The 17,793-nt window shown below is 62.3% G+C and carries 16 protein-coding genes; 13 read left to right on the plus strand and 3 right to left on the minus strand.

Annotation, left to right across the window (positions count from 1 at the left end; all coding sequences use genetic code 11):
- Window position 1 precedes the first annotated feature (1 nt).
- On the minus strand, window positions 2-1,336 hold the full coding sequence (locus FS777_RS02415; RefSeq protein ID WP_058604713.1) for an OprD family porin: 1,335 nt from the start codon (window positions 1,334-1,336) through the stop codon (window positions 2-4).
- Window positions 1,337-1,827: 491 nt separating this feature from the next.
- Here FS777_RS02415 and tauA point away from each other — a divergent pair, with 491 nt between their 5' ends.
- From tauA to tauD, 4 genes are read left to right on the plus strand one after another with little or no spacing between them, the layout of a single operon-like run.
- A complete protein-coding gene (gene tauA / locus FS777_RS02420) occupies window positions 1,828-2,799 on the plus strand; it encodes a taurine ABC transporter substrate-binding protein (RefSeq protein WP_145253838.1) in 972 nt (323 codons plus the stop codon).
- Window positions 2,800-2,826: 27 nt separating this feature from the next.
- Window positions 2,827-3,612: a taurine ABC transporter ATP-binding subunit gene (gene tauB, locus FS777_RS02425; protein ID WP_145253841.1), complete on the plus strand. Its 786-nt coding sequence runs from the start codon at window positions 2,827-2,829 to the stop codon at window positions 3,610-3,612.
- On the plus strand, window positions 3,609-4,448 hold the full coding sequence (tauC, locus tag FS777_RS02430; protein ID WP_145253845.1) for a taurine ABC transporter permease TauC: 840 nt from the start codon (window positions 3,609-3,611) through the stop codon (window positions 4,446-4,448). The genes tauB and tauC overlap by 4 nt, the downstream gene beginning before the upstream one ends.
- Before the next feature lie 48 nt (window positions 4,449-4,496).
- Window positions 4,497-5,330: a taurine dioxygenase gene (gene tauD / locus FS777_RS02435; protein WP_058604709.1), complete on the plus strand. Its 834-nt coding sequence runs from the start codon at window positions 4,497-4,499 to the stop codon at window positions 5,328-5,330.
- An 80-nt stretch (window positions 5,331-5,410) separates the two neighbouring features.
- Here tauD and betT read toward each other — a convergent pair whose 3' ends face one another.
- Together betT and epsC are read right to left on the minus strand one after the other, a co-directional pair.
- Window positions 5,411-7,372: a choline transporter BetT gene (gene betT / locus FS777_RS02440; RefSeq protein ID WP_178091243.1), complete on the minus strand. Its 1,962-nt coding sequence runs from the start codon at window positions 7,370-7,372 to the stop codon at window positions 5,411-5,413.
- A gap of 292 nt (window positions 7,373-7,664) precedes the next feature.
- A complete protein-coding gene (gene epsC / locus FS777_RS02445) occupies window positions 7,665-8,597 on the minus strand; it encodes a serine O-acetyltransferase EpsC (protein WP_027914137.1) in 933 nt (310 codons plus the stop codon).
- A 275-nt stretch (window positions 8,598-8,872) separates the two neighbouring features.
- Here epsC and tcyJ point away from each other — a divergent pair, with 275 nt between their 5' ends.
- The 9 genes from tcyJ to FS777_RS02490 all read left to right on the plus strand — a co-directional run bounded on the left by tcyJ (window position 8,873) and on the right by FS777_RS02490 (window position 17,781).
- Entirely contained in the window at window positions 8,873-9,667 is a 795-nt protein-coding gene (gene tcyJ, locus FS777_RS02450; protein ID WP_058604706.1) for a cystine ABC transporter substrate-binding protein, read from the plus strand.
- On the plus strand, window positions 9,664-10,332 hold the full coding sequence (tcyL, locus tag FS777_RS02455; RefSeq protein WP_023535780.1) for a cystine ABC transporter permease: 669 nt from the start codon (window positions 9,664-9,666) through the stop codon (window positions 10,330-10,332). The genes tcyJ and tcyL overlap by 4 nt, the downstream gene beginning before the upstream one ends.
- A gap of 2 nt (window positions 10,333-10,334) precedes the next feature.
- The gene (gene tcyN / locus FS777_RS02460) at window positions 10,335-11,093 is read left to right on the plus strand and encodes an L-cystine ABC transporter ATP-binding protein TcyN (protein WP_058637062.1); all 759 of its coding nucleotides are present in this window, start codon (window positions 10,335-10,337) and stop codon (window positions 11,091-11,093) included.
- Between the two features lie 285 nt (window positions 11,094-11,378).
- On the plus strand, window positions 11,379-12,620 hold the full coding sequence (locus tag FS777_RS02465; protein WP_058637061.1) for an SfnB family sulfur acquisition oxidoreductase: 1,242 nt from the start codon (window positions 11,379-11,381) through the stop codon (window positions 12,618-12,620).
- 49 nt (window positions 12,621-12,669) lie between these two features.
- Window positions 12,670-13,851 (plus strand): SfnB family sulfur acquisition oxidoreductase, encoded by a 1,182-nt coding sequence (locus FS777_RS02470; protein ID WP_145253848.1) that lies wholly within the window; start codon window positions 12,670-12,672, stop codon window positions 13,849-13,851.
- On the plus strand, window positions 13,851-15,242 hold the full coding sequence (locus FS777_RS02475; protein ID WP_078477814.1) for an LLM class flavin-dependent oxidoreductase: 1,392 nt from the start codon (window positions 13,851-13,853) through the stop codon (window positions 15,240-15,242). Before FS777_RS02470 ends, FS777_RS02475 begins: the two co-directional genes overlap by 1 nt.
- Window positions 15,235-16,032, plus strand: coding sequence for a MetQ/NlpA family ABC transporter substrate-binding protein (locus FS777_RS02480; protein WP_100850587.1), 798 nt, complete (start codon window positions 15,235-15,237; stop codon window positions 16,030-16,032). The genes FS777_RS02475 and FS777_RS02480 overlap by 8 nt, the downstream gene beginning before the upstream one ends.
- A gap of 5 nt (window positions 16,033-16,037) precedes the next feature.
- The gene (locus tag FS777_RS02485; protein ID WP_058637057.1) at window positions 16,038-17,147 is read left to right on the plus strand and encodes a methionine ABC transporter ATP-binding protein; all 1,110 of its coding nucleotides are present in this window, start codon (window positions 16,038-16,040) and stop codon (window positions 17,145-17,147) included.
- Complete coding sequence (locus FS777_RS02490; protein ID WP_058604699.1) at window positions 17,137-17,781, plus strand: methionine ABC transporter permease; 645 nt, start codon at window positions 17,137-17,139, stop codon at window positions 17,779-17,781. The genes FS777_RS02485 and FS777_RS02490 overlap by 11 nt, the downstream gene beginning before the upstream one ends.
- The last annotated feature ends 12 nt before the right edge of the window (window positions 17,782-17,793 follow it).

Below are 17,793 nucleotides of genomic sequence, written 5' to 3' on the forward strand. Positions count from 1 at the left end.
CTTACAGGAAGTTGTAAGTGTAGTTCACGATGAAACGGGTCTGGTCCTGATCGGCCACCGAGCTTTCACCGGTGCCGCGGTAAACACCGTGGCGCAGGCTCGCACCCAGGCCTTTGAACGTGCCTTCCTGGATGACGTAGTCGATCCGGGCGTCACGCTCCCACTCGCTGAAGTGGCCATTGCCGCTGGCGTTCTTGCCGTCTTCACCCTTGAGGTAGGAAACCGAGGCCTTCAGGCCCGGTACGCCGAGGCGCGCGAAGTCGTAGGCGTATTGACCGAAGGTAGTGTTCTCACCGGCCTTGGCGAACTGGTTGATCATGCTGTCGGTGAACAGGTAGAAGCTGGCGCCGCCGGCGCCTTCGAGCGAGGAACGCGAACCGTCCTTGCGCACGCTACCCTGGTTCAACCAGACGAAACCGCCGTCGTCGTTGACGCGCTGGTGACCGAGCATGAGCGAGTGACCACCCAGGGTGTAGGTGAACATCGCCGACCAGGTCTTGTTGTCGACCTCGCCAGGTGTCTTGGCAAAGCCGCCGTTGTTGTTGAAGGTGTAGCCCGAGTCGCCGTTGCGGCCGTCGCTGCTGCTGTTGAAGTAGCGCAGGTCAGTCTTGAACGACTGGTCGTCGGCGATCTTGAAGACGTGGGTAGCGCCCAGGAAGTGCTGCTTGTAGAAGTCTTCCAGGTTCGAGTAGTAGTACTGCAGGGTCAGGTCTGGGGTGAGCTTGTAGTCCAGGCCGCCATAGCGGAACTTGTTGCTGTCACGGAAAGCGCCGTTGACCGACAGGCCGGTGCGGTTGCTCGAGGCGCGGCCCATGGCGTGGGTCAGCTGACCGGCGTTGATGGTCAGGTTGTCGATTTCCTTCGACTGGATGGTGCCACCTTCGAAGGTCTGCGGCAGCAGACGGCCATCGTTGGAGACCAGGATCGGCAGGTTCGGCGCCAGGGCACTACCGTAGTGGACTTCAGTCTTGGAGAACTTGGCCTTGGCGTTGGCGCCCAGGCGAGCCCACTGGCTCACGGCAGAGCCGTCGGAGTCGCTCGGGAAGAAGCTGCTGTTGTCAGGGTGTTTGCCACGGCCGCCGTCGAGGTGGATACCCCACAGGGCCTGGGCGTCTACACCGAAACCAACGGTGCCCTGGGTGAAACCGGACAGGTAGTCCAGTTTGAAGCCCTGGCCCGATTCACGGTTGTCGGCGCCACCGTCACGGTTGTCGCCATTGAAGTACATGGTGCGCGAGCTGACCGACAGCTTGCTGTCTTCCACGAAACCGGCAGCACCTGCTTGTTGGGCGAGAACACCCAGTGCCACGGCCATGGCCAGGCTGGACTTGTACATGCTTTGCTCCTCTACGTTCTAATTTTTGTGTATCTCAGGCGGCCGGGTCTATTGCCCCGCTCACCATGGATGGGCGATTTAGTCCTAAAGCGTGACCCTTTAGTCAATCATTTCTAAACGTTTCGCGACTTTGGTCTAAGGCGCCAACCTGGGCTACAGGATAATGACAATCCTATAAATCCAAAATGACTGTTTTGTGAATCGGTAAGACTTTTAAGGAATATGTAAGGAACCATTACTGCATTTTGTTGTAGCAAATGGGTTTCTCATAACCCCCGGCTATTTGCAATCGTTTGCTCATAACCTCATTCCAATTGGATCTATAGGGAGGCTCAGCCTAGCAGCGTCGGCTGACTTTGCCATTGCGCGTGGTCAATCATCGACCAAGGGTGCCAAATGAGCGCTAAGCTAATTCTTAAAAGTTATTTATTTTTAATTTTTTAGATCAATTAGCCTTATCTCATGCATCCCTTGCCCGATGAGAGCTCACCATGAACCCGCACCGCACCCTGCGAATTCTCAGTACCCTGGCGTTTGCTGGCGCCAGCTGGATAGCCCACGCGTCAGACTTGACGGTGGCGTATCAAACAACGGTCGATCCTGCCAAGGTGGCGCAAGTCGATGGCGACTATGAGGCGGCGACCAAAGCCAGCATCGACTGGCGCAAGTTCGACAACGGGGCCGATGTAATCACCGCCGTTGCCAGTGGGGATGTGCAGATCGGCTACCTGGGCTCCAGCCCATTGGCAGCCGCCGCAACCCGCAAGCTGCCGATCGAGACGTTTCTGATCGCCACGCAGATCGGGGCTGGCGAAGCCCTGGTGGTGCGCGACGCGATCAAGACCCCTCAGGATCTGGTGGGCAAGAAAGTCGCCGTACCCTTCGTGTCGACCGGGCACTACAGCCTGCTGGCAGCGCTCAAGCACTGGAACATCGATCCTGCCAAGGTGCAGATCATCAACCTGGCACCGCCAGCGATCATCGCGGCATGGAAACGTGGCGACATCGACGCGACCTATGTGTGGGACCCTGCGCTGGGCGTGGCAAAGGAAAGCGGCAAGGTGCTGATCACCTCGGGCGAGTTGGCCAAGGTAGGGGCCCCCACCTTCGACGCCTGGATCGTGCGCAAAGACTTCGCCTCCAAGCACCCCGACGTGGTCAGGGCTTTCGCGCAGGTCACCCTAGAGGCGTATGCAGATTACCGAAAGGATCCGCAAGCCTGGTTGGCGAACCAGGACAACGTCGCCAAGTTGGCCAAGCTGTCCGGCGCCAAGCCTTCGGACATCCCGGTGTTGCTGCAAGGCAACGTCTACCCGCTGGCCGCAGACCAGGCCAGCGCCCTGGGCACGCCTACTACCCAGGCCCTGACCGACACGGCCACGTTCCTCAAGCAACAAGGCAAGGTCGAGGCCGTACTGCCGGACTACAGCCCTTACGTCAGTGCCCAGTACCTCCCCCACTGAATTTGCAGACAACCACAGGAGCCTGACATGGCCTTGCTTGAACTGGAGCGCATCAGCGCACAGTACCCGGGTGCCGCGAGCCCGGTGCTGGCCAACATCACGCTGAGCCTAGGGCCGCGGCAATTGCTGGTGGCGCTCGGGCCCTCAGGCAGTGGCAAGACCTCGCTGCTGAACCTGGTCGCAGGATTCGTCAGTCCCAGCGCGGGACGCATCACGCTCGACGGCGTTCCTGTGCAGGGGCCAGGTGCCGAGCGTGGCGTGGTCTTTCAGGACGATGCCCTGCTGCCCTGGCAGAACGTGCTGGGCAATGTCGCCTTTGGCCTGGAACTGGCCGGTGTGCCACGCGTGGCACGTGAAGCCAAGGCACGCGAGATGCTTGCCCTGGTCGACCTTGCGGATTTCGCCGAGCGGCGCATATGGCAGCTTTCAGGCGGCCAAAAGCAGCGCGTGGGCCTGGCCCGTGCATTGGCAGCCGACCCTGGCGTACTGCTGATGGATGAACCGTTCGGTGCCCTGGATGCGTTCACCCGCGAGCACATGCAGACGCTGCTGCTGGATATCTGGCAGCGCACCGACAAACCCGTATTGCTGATCACTCATGACATTGAGGAGGCCGTGTTTCTCGCCACTGAACTGGTGTTGCTCGCACCCAACCCAGGGCGCATCGTCGAGCGGCTTGAGTTGGACTTCGGCCAGCGTTACGCCAACGGCGAGTCGGCGCGGGCGATCAAGTCCGACCCACGCTTCATCGAGGCTCGCGAGCATGTGCTGGCCCGGGTCTTTTCCCACCGTCAATCCCCGGAGCGCGCATGAGCAGCCTTGATATGCCAGCGGCCAGTGAGCCCACTGTTCAATCAGCACCTGCCGCCCGCGGGGCTCGTCTGCTGCCCACCCGCTGGATCAGCGCATTGACCCTGGCCAGCCTGGTGTTGACCTGGTGGCTGGTCACGGCCGCCGGGTGGGTCGAGCCCCTGTTTCTGCCCTCACCTGCTGACATCATGGCCAAAGCCTGGGTCTTGCTTACCCAGGGCTACATGGACGCCAGCCTGTGGCAGCACCTTGGCGCCAGCCTCGGGCGTATCGGCACGGCATTGCTGGCTGCGGTGTTCACGGCCATTCCGGTGGGGATCGCGATTGGGTATAGCCGGGTGGCACGGGGCATTTTCGACCCGTTGATCGAGTTCTACCGGCCCATCCCCCCGCTCGCCTACTTGCCGCTGATCGTCATCTGGTGCGGGATCGGCGAGTTGTCGAAGGTGCTGCTCATCTACCTGGCGATCTTCGCGCCCATCGCCATCGCCACTGCCACGGGTGTGCGCACCACCGACCCTGCCAAGCTGCGGGCCGCGCAATCGCTGGGCGCGACCAGGGTCCAGCTGATTCGCCACGTGATTTTGCCCAGCGCGCTGCCCGACATTCTGACGGGCATTCGGATTGGCCTGGGCGTCGGTTGGTCGACGCTGGTGGCGGCCGAACTGATCGCCGCCACCAGCGGCCTTGGCTTCATGGTGCAGTCGGCCGCGCAGTTTCTGGTCACCGATGTGGTGGTGCTGGGCATCCTGCTGATCGCGCTGATCGCTTTCGCGCTGGAGATGAGCCTGCGCGCGCTGCAACGCCGACTGGTGCCCTGGCACGGGCAAAGCCACTGACCCCTACCGCTCGTGCGCCCGTCAGGGCGCCTGCCTGAAGAGACCGACATGAGCCTGACCATTACCCCACTCAGCCCGGCGCTGGGCGCACAGATCAGCGGCGTGGACCTTGCCCGCGACATCAGCGACGAGGTGCGCGATGCCATCGAGCACGCGTTGCTTCGCCACCAGGTGCTGTTCTTCCGCGACCAGCCCATCGCCCCCGTCCAGCAGGCGCGTTTTGCCGCCCGCTTTGGCGACCTGCATATCCACCCCATCTACCCCAACGTACCCGGCACGCCCCAGGTGCTGGTGCTCGATACTGCGGTCACCGACGTCCGTGACAACGCCGTCTGGCACACCGACGTGACCTTCCTACCGACACCGGCCCTGGGCGCAGTGCTCAGTGCCAAGCAGTTGCCGGCCTATGGCGGCGATACCCTGTGGGCCAGTGGCATTGCAGCCTTCGAGGGATTGTCAGCGCCACTGCAGGCGATGCTGGTCGGGCTGACGGCGACCCACGACTTCACCAAGTCATTTCCGCTGGAGCGCTTTGGCACCACGCCACAGGAGCTGGCGCGCTGGGAGCAGACCCGGCGCGAGAACCCGCCGCTGTCGCATCCGGTGGTGCGCACGCACCCGGTGAGTGGGCGCAAGGCACTGTTCGTCAACGAGGGGTTTACCACACGCATCAATGAGCTGAGCGAGCTGGAAAGCGAAGCGCTGCTCAAGCTGCTCTTCGCCCACGCCACCCGGCCGGAGTTCACGATCCGCTGGCGCTGGCAGGAAAACGACGTGGCGTTCTGGGACAACCGCGTCACCCAGCACTACGCGGTGGATGACTACCGGCCAAGCCGGCGGGTGATGCACAGGGCAACGATCCTGGGCGATGCGCCCTATTAACGAGAGGGATGGCCGATGCCCCAGCCCTGAAAGGTCGAACCTGGTGGTTCGCCTTTTCAGGGCTGGTCTGGCGCGGAGGGTCAGCGCACCAGGTGCAGGAACTGCATGTGCCGTTCGTACTGGTCGAGGATGTCGTTGATGATCTGCTCCTTGCTGTAGCCCACCAGGTCGTAATTCTGGCTGCCTTCGCTGAGGTAGACCTCCGCCCGGTAATAGCGGCGGTTCTTCAACTCATGGGCACCCAGGCCACCACGGGCGAACGAGGGCGTGAAGTAACCGCGCATCTGCACCTGGTAGATGAACGGCTGCTCATCGCCATGGCCGACTTTCAAGCTGACGTTGTCATGGCTCGGGTCGTCCTGGGTGATCAGCACCAGCCCTTTCTGCTCGAACACCTCACGCACATCGGCGATGGCCGGGCGCACCACATCGTCCATGAACCGGTACACCTCGTCCCGCGAAGGGAAATGCACGGCCTGGCTCAGGCGCTGGCGCCAACCCCCACGGCCTCGGCGCGACTGGGCGAAGGGAGCCAGCGAATGCATCTGCGCGATCTGGCGCTGCGACTCCAGGTAGAAGGCCTTGTGCAGCCCCCACATCATGCACAACAGGATCAGCGAGAAGGGCAACGAGGTGAGCACCACCGCCGACTTCAGCGAATCGATGCTGCCGGCGAACAGCAAGGCACTGGTCACCAGCGCCGTCATGGCACCCCAGAAGATGCGCAGCCAGTTCGGGCCGTCCTCGTCGGCATCGCCGCCGGTGGCCGACAGCGTGGACAGCACCACGGTACCGGAGTCTGCCGACGTCACGAAGAACACGAAGCTGACGAACACCGTCATGGCGATCACCGCCTTGCTCCACGGATAGGTCTCCAGCAGCAGGTACAGGCTCATCGACGGGTTGTCCAACGCGGCCTGGCCCAATGCGGTCATGCCGTGATTGATGACCTGGTCCAGTGCGCTGTTGCCGAAGATCGACATCCACGCCAGGGTGAAGCCAAGCGGAATCAGCAGCACACCGAAGACGAACTCGCGAATGGTCCGCCCACGGGAGATGCGCGCGATGAACAAGCCCACGAATGGCGCCCATGCGATCCACCAGGCCCAGTAGAACACCGTCCAGCCGCCCAGCCACTCACGGTTATCGCCATAGGCATAGACATCGAAGCTCTTGCGCGGCAAGGCGCCCAAATAGTCGCCCAGGTTCTGGATAAGGGTGTTGAACAGGTGCTGGGTGGGGCCTGCGAACAGCACGAAGAGCAAAAGTGCACAGGCCAGGAACAGGTTGATGTCGCTCATCACCCGTACGCCTTTTTCCACACCGGCTACTGCCACGGCCACCGCCGCGCCCATCATCAGCGTGATCAGCACCACCTGCACCCACTGGCTGTGGCTGATGCCGAACAGGTAATCCAGGCCGGCATTGAGGTGCAGCACGCCAAAGCCCATGTCGGCCCCCAGGCCGAACACCGTGGCGATGATGCCGAAGCCGTCGACCGCATAGCCGATAGGCCCGTTGATGCGCTTGCCGATTAACGGATAGAGCGCAGAGCGCAAGGCCAGCGGCAGATTGTGCCGGTAGGCGAAATAGGCCAGCGCCATGCCGACGAAGGCAAAGACGCCCCAACCATGCAGGCCCCAATGCAGGAACAGGATCTGCATTGCCTGCCGGCCCGCCTCAACCGTGCCCCCTTCACCCTGGGGTGGTTGCAACATGTGGGTAAGCGGTTCGGAGACGCAGAAGAAGAACAGCGTGATGCTTATCCCCGCAGCAAACAGCATGCCCGCCCACGACAGGTAGCTGAATTCGGGTTCGTCGTGGTCGGCACCGAGCTTGATCTTGCCGTAGCCCGATACGGCGGTGACCACCACGAAGACCAGGTACAGCGTCATTGCCAGCATGTAGTACCAGCCTACCGTGTTGGCAGCCCAGTTCTGCGCCGCCAGCAACCACTGGCCCGCACTTTGCGGATTGGTAATGACCACAAGGCCGAAGATAAGAATGAAACTTGCCGCGAAATAGAACACCGGAGGGTTCATGCGGATCTTGCCAGGGGCAAGCGAAGGGGTCGGTGCACTCATCGCGTGTGCACCTCGTCAAAGGACGAAAGACGCATAATTAACGGGTTCAGCAAAGGAATCCTCCTGATGAACACCGGCAGCGGACCAGCGTTTTTTTAATTGAACAAGCGTTCAAGTTAAACATGGTTTGAGCCTCATTGCGAATTGAAGCGCCGATTGGTAATGCCCTGGAAGCACCCTTTGGCCAGCCTGACTTGCCCCTGTGAAGGGGCATTTAACGGTCTGGTGCCTGCCCAAGGCACGCCTAGGATCACTGTTTATCCTGGCAATCGAGCTGCAGGTTGGCCTGGGTGATGTTGCTGTGCGGCGGTACGCTACGCGTCAACCACACGTTGCCACCGATGGTGGAACCCTGCCCGATGGTGATACGCCCCAACACGGTGGCGCCGGCATAGATCACCACGTCGTCCTCGACGATCGGGTGACGGGCCAAGCCCTTGTGCAACGTGCCGGACTCATCGCTCGGGAAGCGCTTGGCGCCAAGGGTCACCGCCTGATAAATCCGCACGCGCTCGCCGATGATCGCAGTTTCGCCGATGACCACGCCGGTACCGTGGTCGATGAAGAAGCTTGGGCCGATCTGAGCCCCGGGATGAATATCGATACCCGTCGCCGAATGCGCCAGCTCCGAACTGATCCGTGCCAACAATGGCAGCCCGGCCGTGTACAGGTGATGGGCCAGACGGTGGTGGATGATCGCCAGGATGCCGGGATAGCACAGCAACACCTCATCGACACTGCGCGCCGCCGGATCGCCGTGATAGGCCGCCAGCACGTCGGTATCGAGCAGCACACGCATGCCTGGCAGCGCCGCGGCAAAGCCCTGGATCAGCTTCAGGGCATGGGCATCGACACCCGCCAGGTCCTCCTTGCCTTGCCGGGCGGCGTAGCGCAGTTCCAGGCGTGCCTGCACCAACAACGCATTGAGCGCGGCGTCCAGGGTATGGCCGACATAAAAATCCTCGCTCTCCTCGCGCAGGTCCACCGGACCGAGACGCATGGGGAACAACGCGCCGCAGAGCTGTTCGAGGATCTGTCGTACCGCTTCGCGCGAGGGCAGCTCCCGGCCACCTTGCTCGCCGCTGCTGCGGCCATTGCGGGTGCGCCATTGCTCACGGGCACCGCGCAAGCCGGCCACGATCCCTTGCAGTTGCCAGTGCCCGGAGGCGGGTTGTTCGCTCACGGTGTGTTCTCCTGCCTTTTAGGCTATCTGTTCTATTGTCGATGCCGTCATTCTACGGGCAAGCCCGTGGACCAGGCCCTCATCTCTACCTCTTTACACTGCATCGCAAGGCAAGGGCGATGACAGCCATGCCGGCCTCGCCTACCCTCAAGATCAATGGACAATTTCCAAACGCATAAATAGGCAAGGTGCGATAATTTTTGACTATTTCCTGCGTTGCGCATCCAACCCTATAGTCGCCATCACTTCATTCACAACACGCTCGGGGCTCAGACATGTCGAAGTTCGCCAAACCGCTACTCAATGCCAGCCTGGCCCTGTTGCTGGGCACGGGCCTGCTTGGCCAGGCCTTTGCCGGCGAAGAGTTGAAGACCATCCAGGAAAAAGGCGTGATCAGCGTCGGCCTCGAAGGCACCTACCCGCCGTTCAGCTTCCAGGATGAAAACGGCAAGCTGACCGGCTTCGAAGTCGAGCTGTCCGAATTGCTGGCCAAGGAACTGGGCGTGAAGGCCAAGATCCAGCCGACCAAATGGGACGGTATCCTGGCTGCGCTGGAGTCCAAGCGGCTGGACATCGTCGTCAACCAGGTCACCATCTCCGAAGAGCGCAAGAAGAAATACGATTTCTCCGAACCCTACACCGTCTCGGGTATCCAGGCGCTGGTGCTGAAGAAGAAGGCTGACCAGCTCGGCATCAAGGGCGCTCAGGACCTGGCAGGCAAGAAAGTCGGTGTAGGCTTGGGTACCAACTACGAGCAATGGGTCAAGCAGGATGTGCCCAAGGCCGAAGTGCGGACCTATGAGGACGACCCCAGCAAGTTTGCAGACCTGCGCAATGGCCGCATCGATGCCATCCTGATCGACCGCCTGGCTGCGCTTGAATACGCCCAGAAAGCCAAGGACACACAACTGGCGGGCGATGCCTTCTCGCGACTGGAGAGCGGGGTTGCCATGCGCAAGGGCGAACCTGAACTGCTGGCCGCCATCAACACGGCCATCGACAAGCTCAAGGCGGACGGGACCCTGGCCAAGCTGTCCGAAAAGTACTTCGGTGCTGACGTCACCCGATGATCGCTGAAAGCCTGCAACTGGTCGCCGACTCCGCACCCTTCCTGCTCAAGGGTGCGGGTTACACCGTGCTGCTCAGCGTAGGGGGCATGTTTTTCGGATTGGTGCTGGGCTTTGCCCTGGCGTTGATGCGTTTGTCCAAAGTGCTGCCGCTCAACTGGCTGGCACGGATATACGTATCGTTCTTCCGAGGCACGCCCCTGCTGGTGCAGCTGTTCGTCATCTACTTCGGCATGCCCCAGATCGGCATCGAGCTCGACCCGATCCCCGCCTCGCTGATCGGGCTGTCATTGAACATGGCCGCCTACATCTGCGAGATCCTGCGCGCCGCGATCTCTTCGATCGACCGTGGGCAGTGGGAAGCAGCGGCCAGCATCGGCATGACCCGCGTACAAGCCATGCGCCGGGCGATACTGCCCCAGGCGCTGCGCACCGCGTTGCCGCCGTTGGGTAACAGCTTCATCTCGCTGGTCAAGGACACCGCGCTGGCCGCCACCATCCAGGTGCCGGAACTGTTCCGTCAGGCCCAGCTGATCACAGCACGTACGTTCGAGGTGTTCACCATGTACGTGGCAGTGGCCGTGGTCTACTGGGTGCTGTGCAGCATCCTGGCCTACTTCCAGAACCGCATGGAAGCGCGGGTCAACCAACATGACCAGGAGCACTGAGCATGATCGAAGTCAAAGGCCTGACCAAACGCTTCAAGGGCCAGACCGTGCTCGATGGCATCGATGTGACGGTGCAGCCGGGTGAAGTGGTAGCGATAATCGGCCCCAGCGGGTCGGGCAAGACCACCTTCCTGCGGTGCTTGAACCTGCTGGAAACGCCCGATGCCGGGCAAATCAAGATCGGCGCCATCAGCATCGACGCCAACCGCCCCCTCGGCCCGCAACACAGCGCCATACGTCGCCTGCGCCAACAAGCTGGGTTTGTGTTCCAGAACTTCAACCTGTTTCCCCACCGCACGGCCTTGGAGAACGTCATCGAAGGGCCGGTGATCGTCAAGAAAACACCGCGCGACCAAGCGGTGGACCTTGGCCGGCGTCTATTGGCCAAGGTGGGCCTGGCAGGCAAGGAAGACGCCTATCCACGTCGCCTGTCCGGGGGCCAGCAGCAACGGGTGGCCATTGCCCGTGCCCTGGCCATGGAGCCGGAGGTGATTCTGTTCGATGAACCCACCTCGGCGCTGGACCCGGAACTGGTAGGCGAAGTCCTGGCGACCATTCGCAGCCTGGCGGAAGAAAAACGCACCATGATCATCGTTACCCATGAAATGAGCTTCGCTCGCGACGTGGCTAACCGGGTCATCTTCTTCGACAAGGGTGTGGTAGTGGAGCAAGGTGAGGCCAAGGCGTTGTTCGCGGCCCCGCAACAGGAGCGAACGCGGCAATTCCTGCGCAAGTTTCTGGGCACGGCTGCTTCTGAGTAAGCCTGCAAAGCCAGCCCGTGCTGTAGTAGCCCGTACGTCACTCAGCTCACGCCTGAATGCATGTCGCCTGGGGGCAGGCGACGCGCTTCTATATATATTCCAAAGCGATAGTTCATAAATATTTTATAAACCCTTACGGTATATACACCGGACCACCGGACCAGCATACGTCTGTCGCGATCAGCTGTAGCGGCATAACCCACATGTGAGGTCAGCAATGGTCAGGATCACCATCACCCCAGTGCAGAACGCCAGGGCATTGAGTGCAGTCAAGGAGCGGCACTGATGTCCAGCCAAGCCCTTATTGCCTCCCGCAGCGTGCTCGACAGTGCACCGCCCTTGCTGCCAGCCAAGGTTCTGCACAGCGATGCCCAAGCGCTGCAAGCTGCACGTGAAGTCGCCGCTGTCGCGCGCGAACAGGCTGCCCGTCGGGATCAGCAACGCGAACTGCCCTGGGCCGAAATCGAATTGTTTACCCGCAGTGGTCTGGGGAGCATCAGCGTTCCGAAGGCCTACGGCGGCCCTGATGTGTCGTTCGAAACCGTGGCCGAAGTGTTCCGCCTGATCAGCGCTGCCGATCCTGCGCTGGGGCAGATCCCGCAGAACCAGTTCGGCATGCTGCAACTGCTGCGCCTGACAGCCACGCCGGCGCAACAGGCAGTGCTGTTTCGCAGCGTGCTGGACGGCTGGCGAATCGGCAATGCAGGCCCTGAGCGCGGAACCAAGGACACCCTCACCCTCAAGGCACGGATCAACCGCGCAGGTGACGGCTATCGCATCAGTGGCGAGAAGTTCTACTCCACCGGCGCGTTGTTCGCCCACTGGGTGGCGGTCAAGGCGCTGGACGAGGAAGGTCGCCAGCGCCTGGCCTTCGTGCGCCGCGGCACCCCCGGGTTACGCATCGTCGACGATTGGTCGGGGTTTGGTCAGCGCACCACGGCCAGCGGAACAGTACTGCTCGATGACGTTCCGGTAGAGGCAGACCTGGTTATCGACAACTGGCGTCAGCGGGAGGTACCCAATACCCAGGGCGCCGCCTCGCAGCTCATCCAGGCGGCCATCGACGCAGGCATTGCCGAGGCCGCCATCGATGATGCCATTGCTTTCGTGCGCACAAAGTCGCGCCCATGGGTCGAAGCCCAGGTAGAGCGCGCCAGCGACGACCTCTATGTCATCGCCGACATCGGCCGCCTGAAGCTTGAACTGCATGCCGCCGAGGCGCTGCTGCGCCGGGCCGGGCAGGTGCTGGACGAGGTCAACGCAGCACCGGTGGATGCCGAGTCGGCTGCCCGTGCGTCGATTGCGGTGGCCGAGGCCAAGGTACTGACCACCGAGATTGCCCTGCAGGCCAGCGAGAAACTGTTCGAACTGGCTGGCAGCCGCGCCACCCTGGCCGAGTTCAACCTCGACCGCCACTGGCGTAACGCCCGCGTGCACACCCTGCACGACCCGGTGCGCTGGAAATACCACGCAGTTGGCGCGTACCACCTCAACGGCACCCTGCCCGCGCGGCATTCCTGGATCTGATGGGTAGCCTGCAGGACCGCTGCGCGGTCCGGGGCACCGGAGACACACCATGACCACACGCATCATTACCAGCGACGGCGAAGCCTTGGCCGTTGCCTTGGACATCGCCCGCCAGCTACGCCCCGACAGCGCGGTGCGCGACCGTGAGCGGCGTCTGCCACACACTGAGCTGGCGCTGTTCACACGCTCGGGCCTATGGGGTATCAGCGTACCCAAGGCCTACGGCGGGGCGGGCGTATCCAACGTCACCCTGGCCAAGGTCATCGCCATCATCGCGCAGGCCGACGGCTCGCTCGGGCAGATTCCGCAAAACCATTTTTATGCCTTGGAAGTGCTGCGGGTAAACGGCACGCCCGAACAGCAGCAGCGTCTGTACGCCGAAGTGCTGGCAGGCCGGCGGTTCGGCAATGCCCTGGCAGAACTGGGCACCAAGACAGCCAATGACCGCACCACACGCCTGAGCCGCGAAGGCGATGGCTTTCGCATCAACGGTCGCAAGTTCTACGCCACTGGCGCGCTATACGCCCAGCGCATACCCACCTCGGTGGTCGATGACCAAGGCGTCCAGCACCTGGCATTCGTGCCTGCCGACAGCCCCGGCCTGCAGGTGATCGACGACTGGAGTGGCTTCGGCCAGCGCACCACCGGCAGCGGTTCGGTGGTGTTCGATAACGTCCCCGTCAGCGCACAGGACGTCGTACCGTTCCAGAGCGTGTTTGATCGCCCCACCCCGGTAGGCCCGCTGGCGCAGATTCTTCATGCCGCCATCGATACCGGCATCGCCCGGGCAGCCTATGAGGACGCCTTGCATTTCGTGCGGACCCGCAGCCGGCCATGGGTGGACTCAGGCGTGGAGCAGGCGAGCGACGATCCGTTGACCGTCAAGAGCTTCGGGCAGCTGGCTATCCGCCTGCACGCTGCCGAAGCCTTGCTCGAACGCGCAGGCCACTACCTGGACAACGCGCGTGACGACAGCACGGCCGAAACCGTAGCCGCGGCTTCCATTGCCGTAGCAGAGGCACGGGCCATCAGCACGGAAATAGCCCTGTCCGCCGGCACCACGTTGTTCGAGCTCGGCGGCAGTCAGGCCACGCTGGCCGAACACAATCTCGACCGCCACTGGCGCAACGCCCGGGTACACACATTGCACGACCCGGTGCGCTGGAAATACCACGCCATCGGCAACTACTACCTCAACGAGCAAAACCCACCGCGCCGGGGGACCATCTGATGGCCCGGCAGATCCTGCTCAATGCCTTCAATATGAACTGCGTGGGGCATATCAACCATGGCCTGTGGACGCACCCGCGCGATACGTCGACCCAGTACAAGACCCTCAAATACTGGACCGATTTGGCGCGTCTGCTGGAGCGGGGCCTGTTCGACGGTCTGTTCATCGCCGACATCGTCGGCACCTATGATGTCTACGGCCAGTCGCTGGACGTAACGTTAAAGGAATCCATCCAGTTGCCGGTCAACGACCCTCTGCTGCTGGTGTCTGCCATGGCCGCCGTCACCCGCAATCTCGGTTTCGGCCTCACGGCCAACCTCACGTATGAAGCACCTTATCTGTTTGCACGCCGTCTCTCGACCCTGGATCACTTGAGCAATGGCCGAGTCGGCTGGAACATCGTCACTGGGTATCTGGACAGCGCTGCGCGCGCCATGGGCCTGACCCAGCAGCCTGAGCATGACCGTCGCTACGACCAGGCCGATGAATACCTCAAGGTGCTGTACCAACTGCTTGAGGGAAGCTGGGCCGACGATGCCGTGCTGGCTGACCGCGGACAACGCATCTACGCGCGCCCCGACAAAGTGCGCAAGGTCCATCACCACGGAGAGTTCTACGATGTCGAAGGCTATCATCTGTGCGAGCCGTCGCCACAACGTACGCCGGTACTGTTCCAGGCTGGCAGCTCGCCGCGCGGCCTGACGTTTGCGGGCAACCATGCCGAGTGCGTGTTCATCAGCGGCCAGGACAAGGCTTCAACCCGCGCCCAGGTGGACAAGGTGCGCGCCGCTGCCAGGGCTGCGGGTCGCGACCCAATGGCAGTCAAGGTTTTCATGGGCATTACGGTGATCGTGGCGCCCACCGAGCGACAAGCCCTGGCCAAGCACGCCGAATACCTGCGCCATGCCAGCCCCGAAGCCGGCGTCGCGCACTTTGCCGCCTCCACCGGCATCGACTTTGCGGCCTTCGATCTGGACGAGCCGATTGCCTTTACCCAAGGCAACGCCATCCAGTCGGCCACCCGCCAACTGCAGGAAAACGCCTGGACCCGACGCCGCCTGCTGCAACAGCACGCCTTGGGCGGTCGCTACGTCACCTTGGTCGGCGACCCCGAGCAGGTGGCTGATGAGCTGATCGCATGGGCCGACGAAACCGGCCTGGACGGCTTCAACCTGACCCGCACCGTCACACCGGAAAGCTTTGAGGACTTCATCGACCTGGTGATTCCGCCGCTACAGGCGCGCGGCCGCTACAAGACCGCCTACGCCGGCGGCACGCTGCGCGAAAAGCTGTTCGCAACCGACCATCCCTACTTGCCAGCCGATCACCCTGGCTCGACCTACCGCTTTGCGCCTGCCCCCGCCTCGACTGGAGCCTTGCACCATGCTTGAAAAACTATTTCGTCCCATTGCGGCCGTCGCGATTGCCTTGGGCTTCTCCAGCGCAGCCCTGGCCGATGAGCCGCTTAAGATCGGCACCACCTCAGCCTTCGCCATCCCGCTGGAAGCCGCCGTCGAAGAGGCGCACAAGCAAGGGCTCGAGGTGAAGCTGATCGAATTCAGCGACTGGATAGCCCCCAATGTCAGCCTCAACAGTGGCGACATCGACGTGAACTACTTCCAGCACATTCCCTTTCTGGAAAACGCCAAGGCTGCTGCCGGTTTCGATCTGGTGCCCTACGCCCCAGGCATCATCAACAACGTGGGCCTGTATTCCAAGCGTTATAAAAATTTCGCCGACCTGCCCGAAGGGGCCAGCGTCGCCATCGCCAACGACCCGATCAACAGCGGACGCGGCCTGCAATTGCTGGCCAAGGCTGGCTTGATCACGCTCAAACCGGGTGTGGGCTACAAGGCCACCGAACAGGACATCACGGCCAACCCGAAAAAGCTCAGGATCATTCAGGTCGAAGCGGTCCAGCTGGTACGGGCGTATGACGACGCGGACCTGGTGCAGGGCTACCCCGCCTACATTCGGCTAGCCAACAGTTTTGACGCCACCTCGGCCCTACTTTTCGATGGCCTGGAGAACAAGGAATACGTGATTCAGTTCGTTATTCGCCCACAAAGCAAAGATGACCCTCGCCTGGCCAAGTTCGTCGACATCTACCAGCACTCGCCCGCTGTACGTGCGGCCTTGGACAAGGCTCATGGCACGCTCTACCAGGCCGGTTGGGAGTGACAGCGATGAGCCAGTCCACTGCACGGCGAGCACTCGAGTCCTCTGCACCACCCCGTCAGGCTGAACACTTGGACCTGCGCCCTGACGTCAACCACGCCCATGTGCGGTTCATCGGGCTGGGCAAGACGTATCCAGGCCAGAGCCAGCCAGCCCTGCAAGGCATCGACCTGAACATCCGGCGCGGTGAAATCTTCGGCATCATCGGCCGCAGCGGGGCGGGTAAGTCGTCGCTACTGCGCGCCATCAACCGGTTGGAACAGCCTACGCAAGGCCGAGTGCTGATCGAGCAGGCGGACATTGCCAGCTACGACGAGGACGCACTGGTGGGGTTGCGCCGAAGCATCGGCATGATTTTCCAGCACTTCAACCTGATGTCAGCCAAGACCGTATGGCAGAACGTCGAGCTACCCCTGAAGGTGGCCGGCGTCGCCAAAGCGCAGCGCCAGCACAAGGTGCGCGAGCTGCTGCAACTGGTTGGCCTCGAGGACAAGCATCACGTTTACCCTGCGCAGTTGTCGGGCGGCCAGAAGCAGCGCGTGGGCATTGCCCGCGCTCTGGTACATGACCCAAGTATCCTGCTGTGCGACGAAGCGACCTCGGCGCTGGACCCGGAGACTACCGCCTCAATCCTGCAACTGCTACGCGACATCAACCAACGCCTGGGCCTGACCATCGTGCTGATCACCCATGAAATGGCCGTGGTGCGCGACACCTGCCATCGGGTTGCGGTACTGGAGCGTGGCCAATTGGTCGAGCAGGGCGAGGTCTGGCAGGTGTTCGGCGCGGCGCGGCACGCCACCACGCGCACGTTGCTGGCGCCCCTGCAACCGACCTTGCCAGAGGCCTTGACCGCGAACATCAAGGCTGCGCCATCGAGCCCCGACAGCGCCATCGTGCTGAAGCTGACAGCCTTCGGCGAGCCCGATCTGTCGGCATTGTTCGCCGAGTTGGGCGGACGCGTGCGGTTGCTGCAGGGGGGTGTGCAATCCATCGGCGCGCATACCCTGGCGCAACTGATCGTGTCGGTGCAGCACTCGCCTCATGACGCCAACCGCCTCCTGGAGCGCAGTCGGCGCTGGGCCGAAGATGTGGAGGTGCTGGGCCATGTGGGTTGATCGTCTGCTGGAGGGTTTGCTCGACACGCTGCTGATGGTGGGCGTTTCTTCGCTGATCGCCTTGCTGGTGGGCGTACCGATGGCCGTCATGCTGGTGACCAGCGACAAGGGCGGCATCTATGCGGCGCCGCTGCTCAACCGGGTGCTGGGCGCGTTCGTCAACCTGTTTCGCTCGGTGCCGTTTCTGATCCTGATGGTTGCCCTGATCCCCTTTACGCGGTGGGTAGTCGGCACAACCTATGGCGTCTGGGCGGCCATCGTGCCCCTTACCATCGCGGCCACGCCCTTTTTCGCCCGCATCGCCGAAGTCAGCCTGCGAGAGGTCGACCACGGCCTGGTGGAGGCGGCGCAGGCCATGGGGTGCCGACGCTGGCACATCGTCTGGCACGTGCTGCTGCCAGAAGCCCTGCCAGGCATCGTCGGCGGCTTCACCATCACCTTGGTGACGCTGATCAATTCATCCGCCATGGCGGGCGCCATCGGTGCCGGAGGGTTGGGGGACATCGCCTACCGCTATGGATACCAGCGCTTCGACAGCCAGATCATGTTGACGGTGATCGCCATGCTGGTGGCTTTGGTGGCACTGATCCAGCTGGGTGGCGATCGGCTGGCCCGAGGGTTGAACAAGCGATGAGCGAAGGCGAAG

It is taken from the genome of Pseudomonas sp. DE0157 (genome assembly GCF_007678615.1).
Classification (GTDB): domain Bacteria; phylum Pseudomonadota; class Gammaproteobacteria; order Pseudomonadales; family Pseudomonadaceae; genus Aquipseudomonas; species Aquipseudomonas parafulva_B.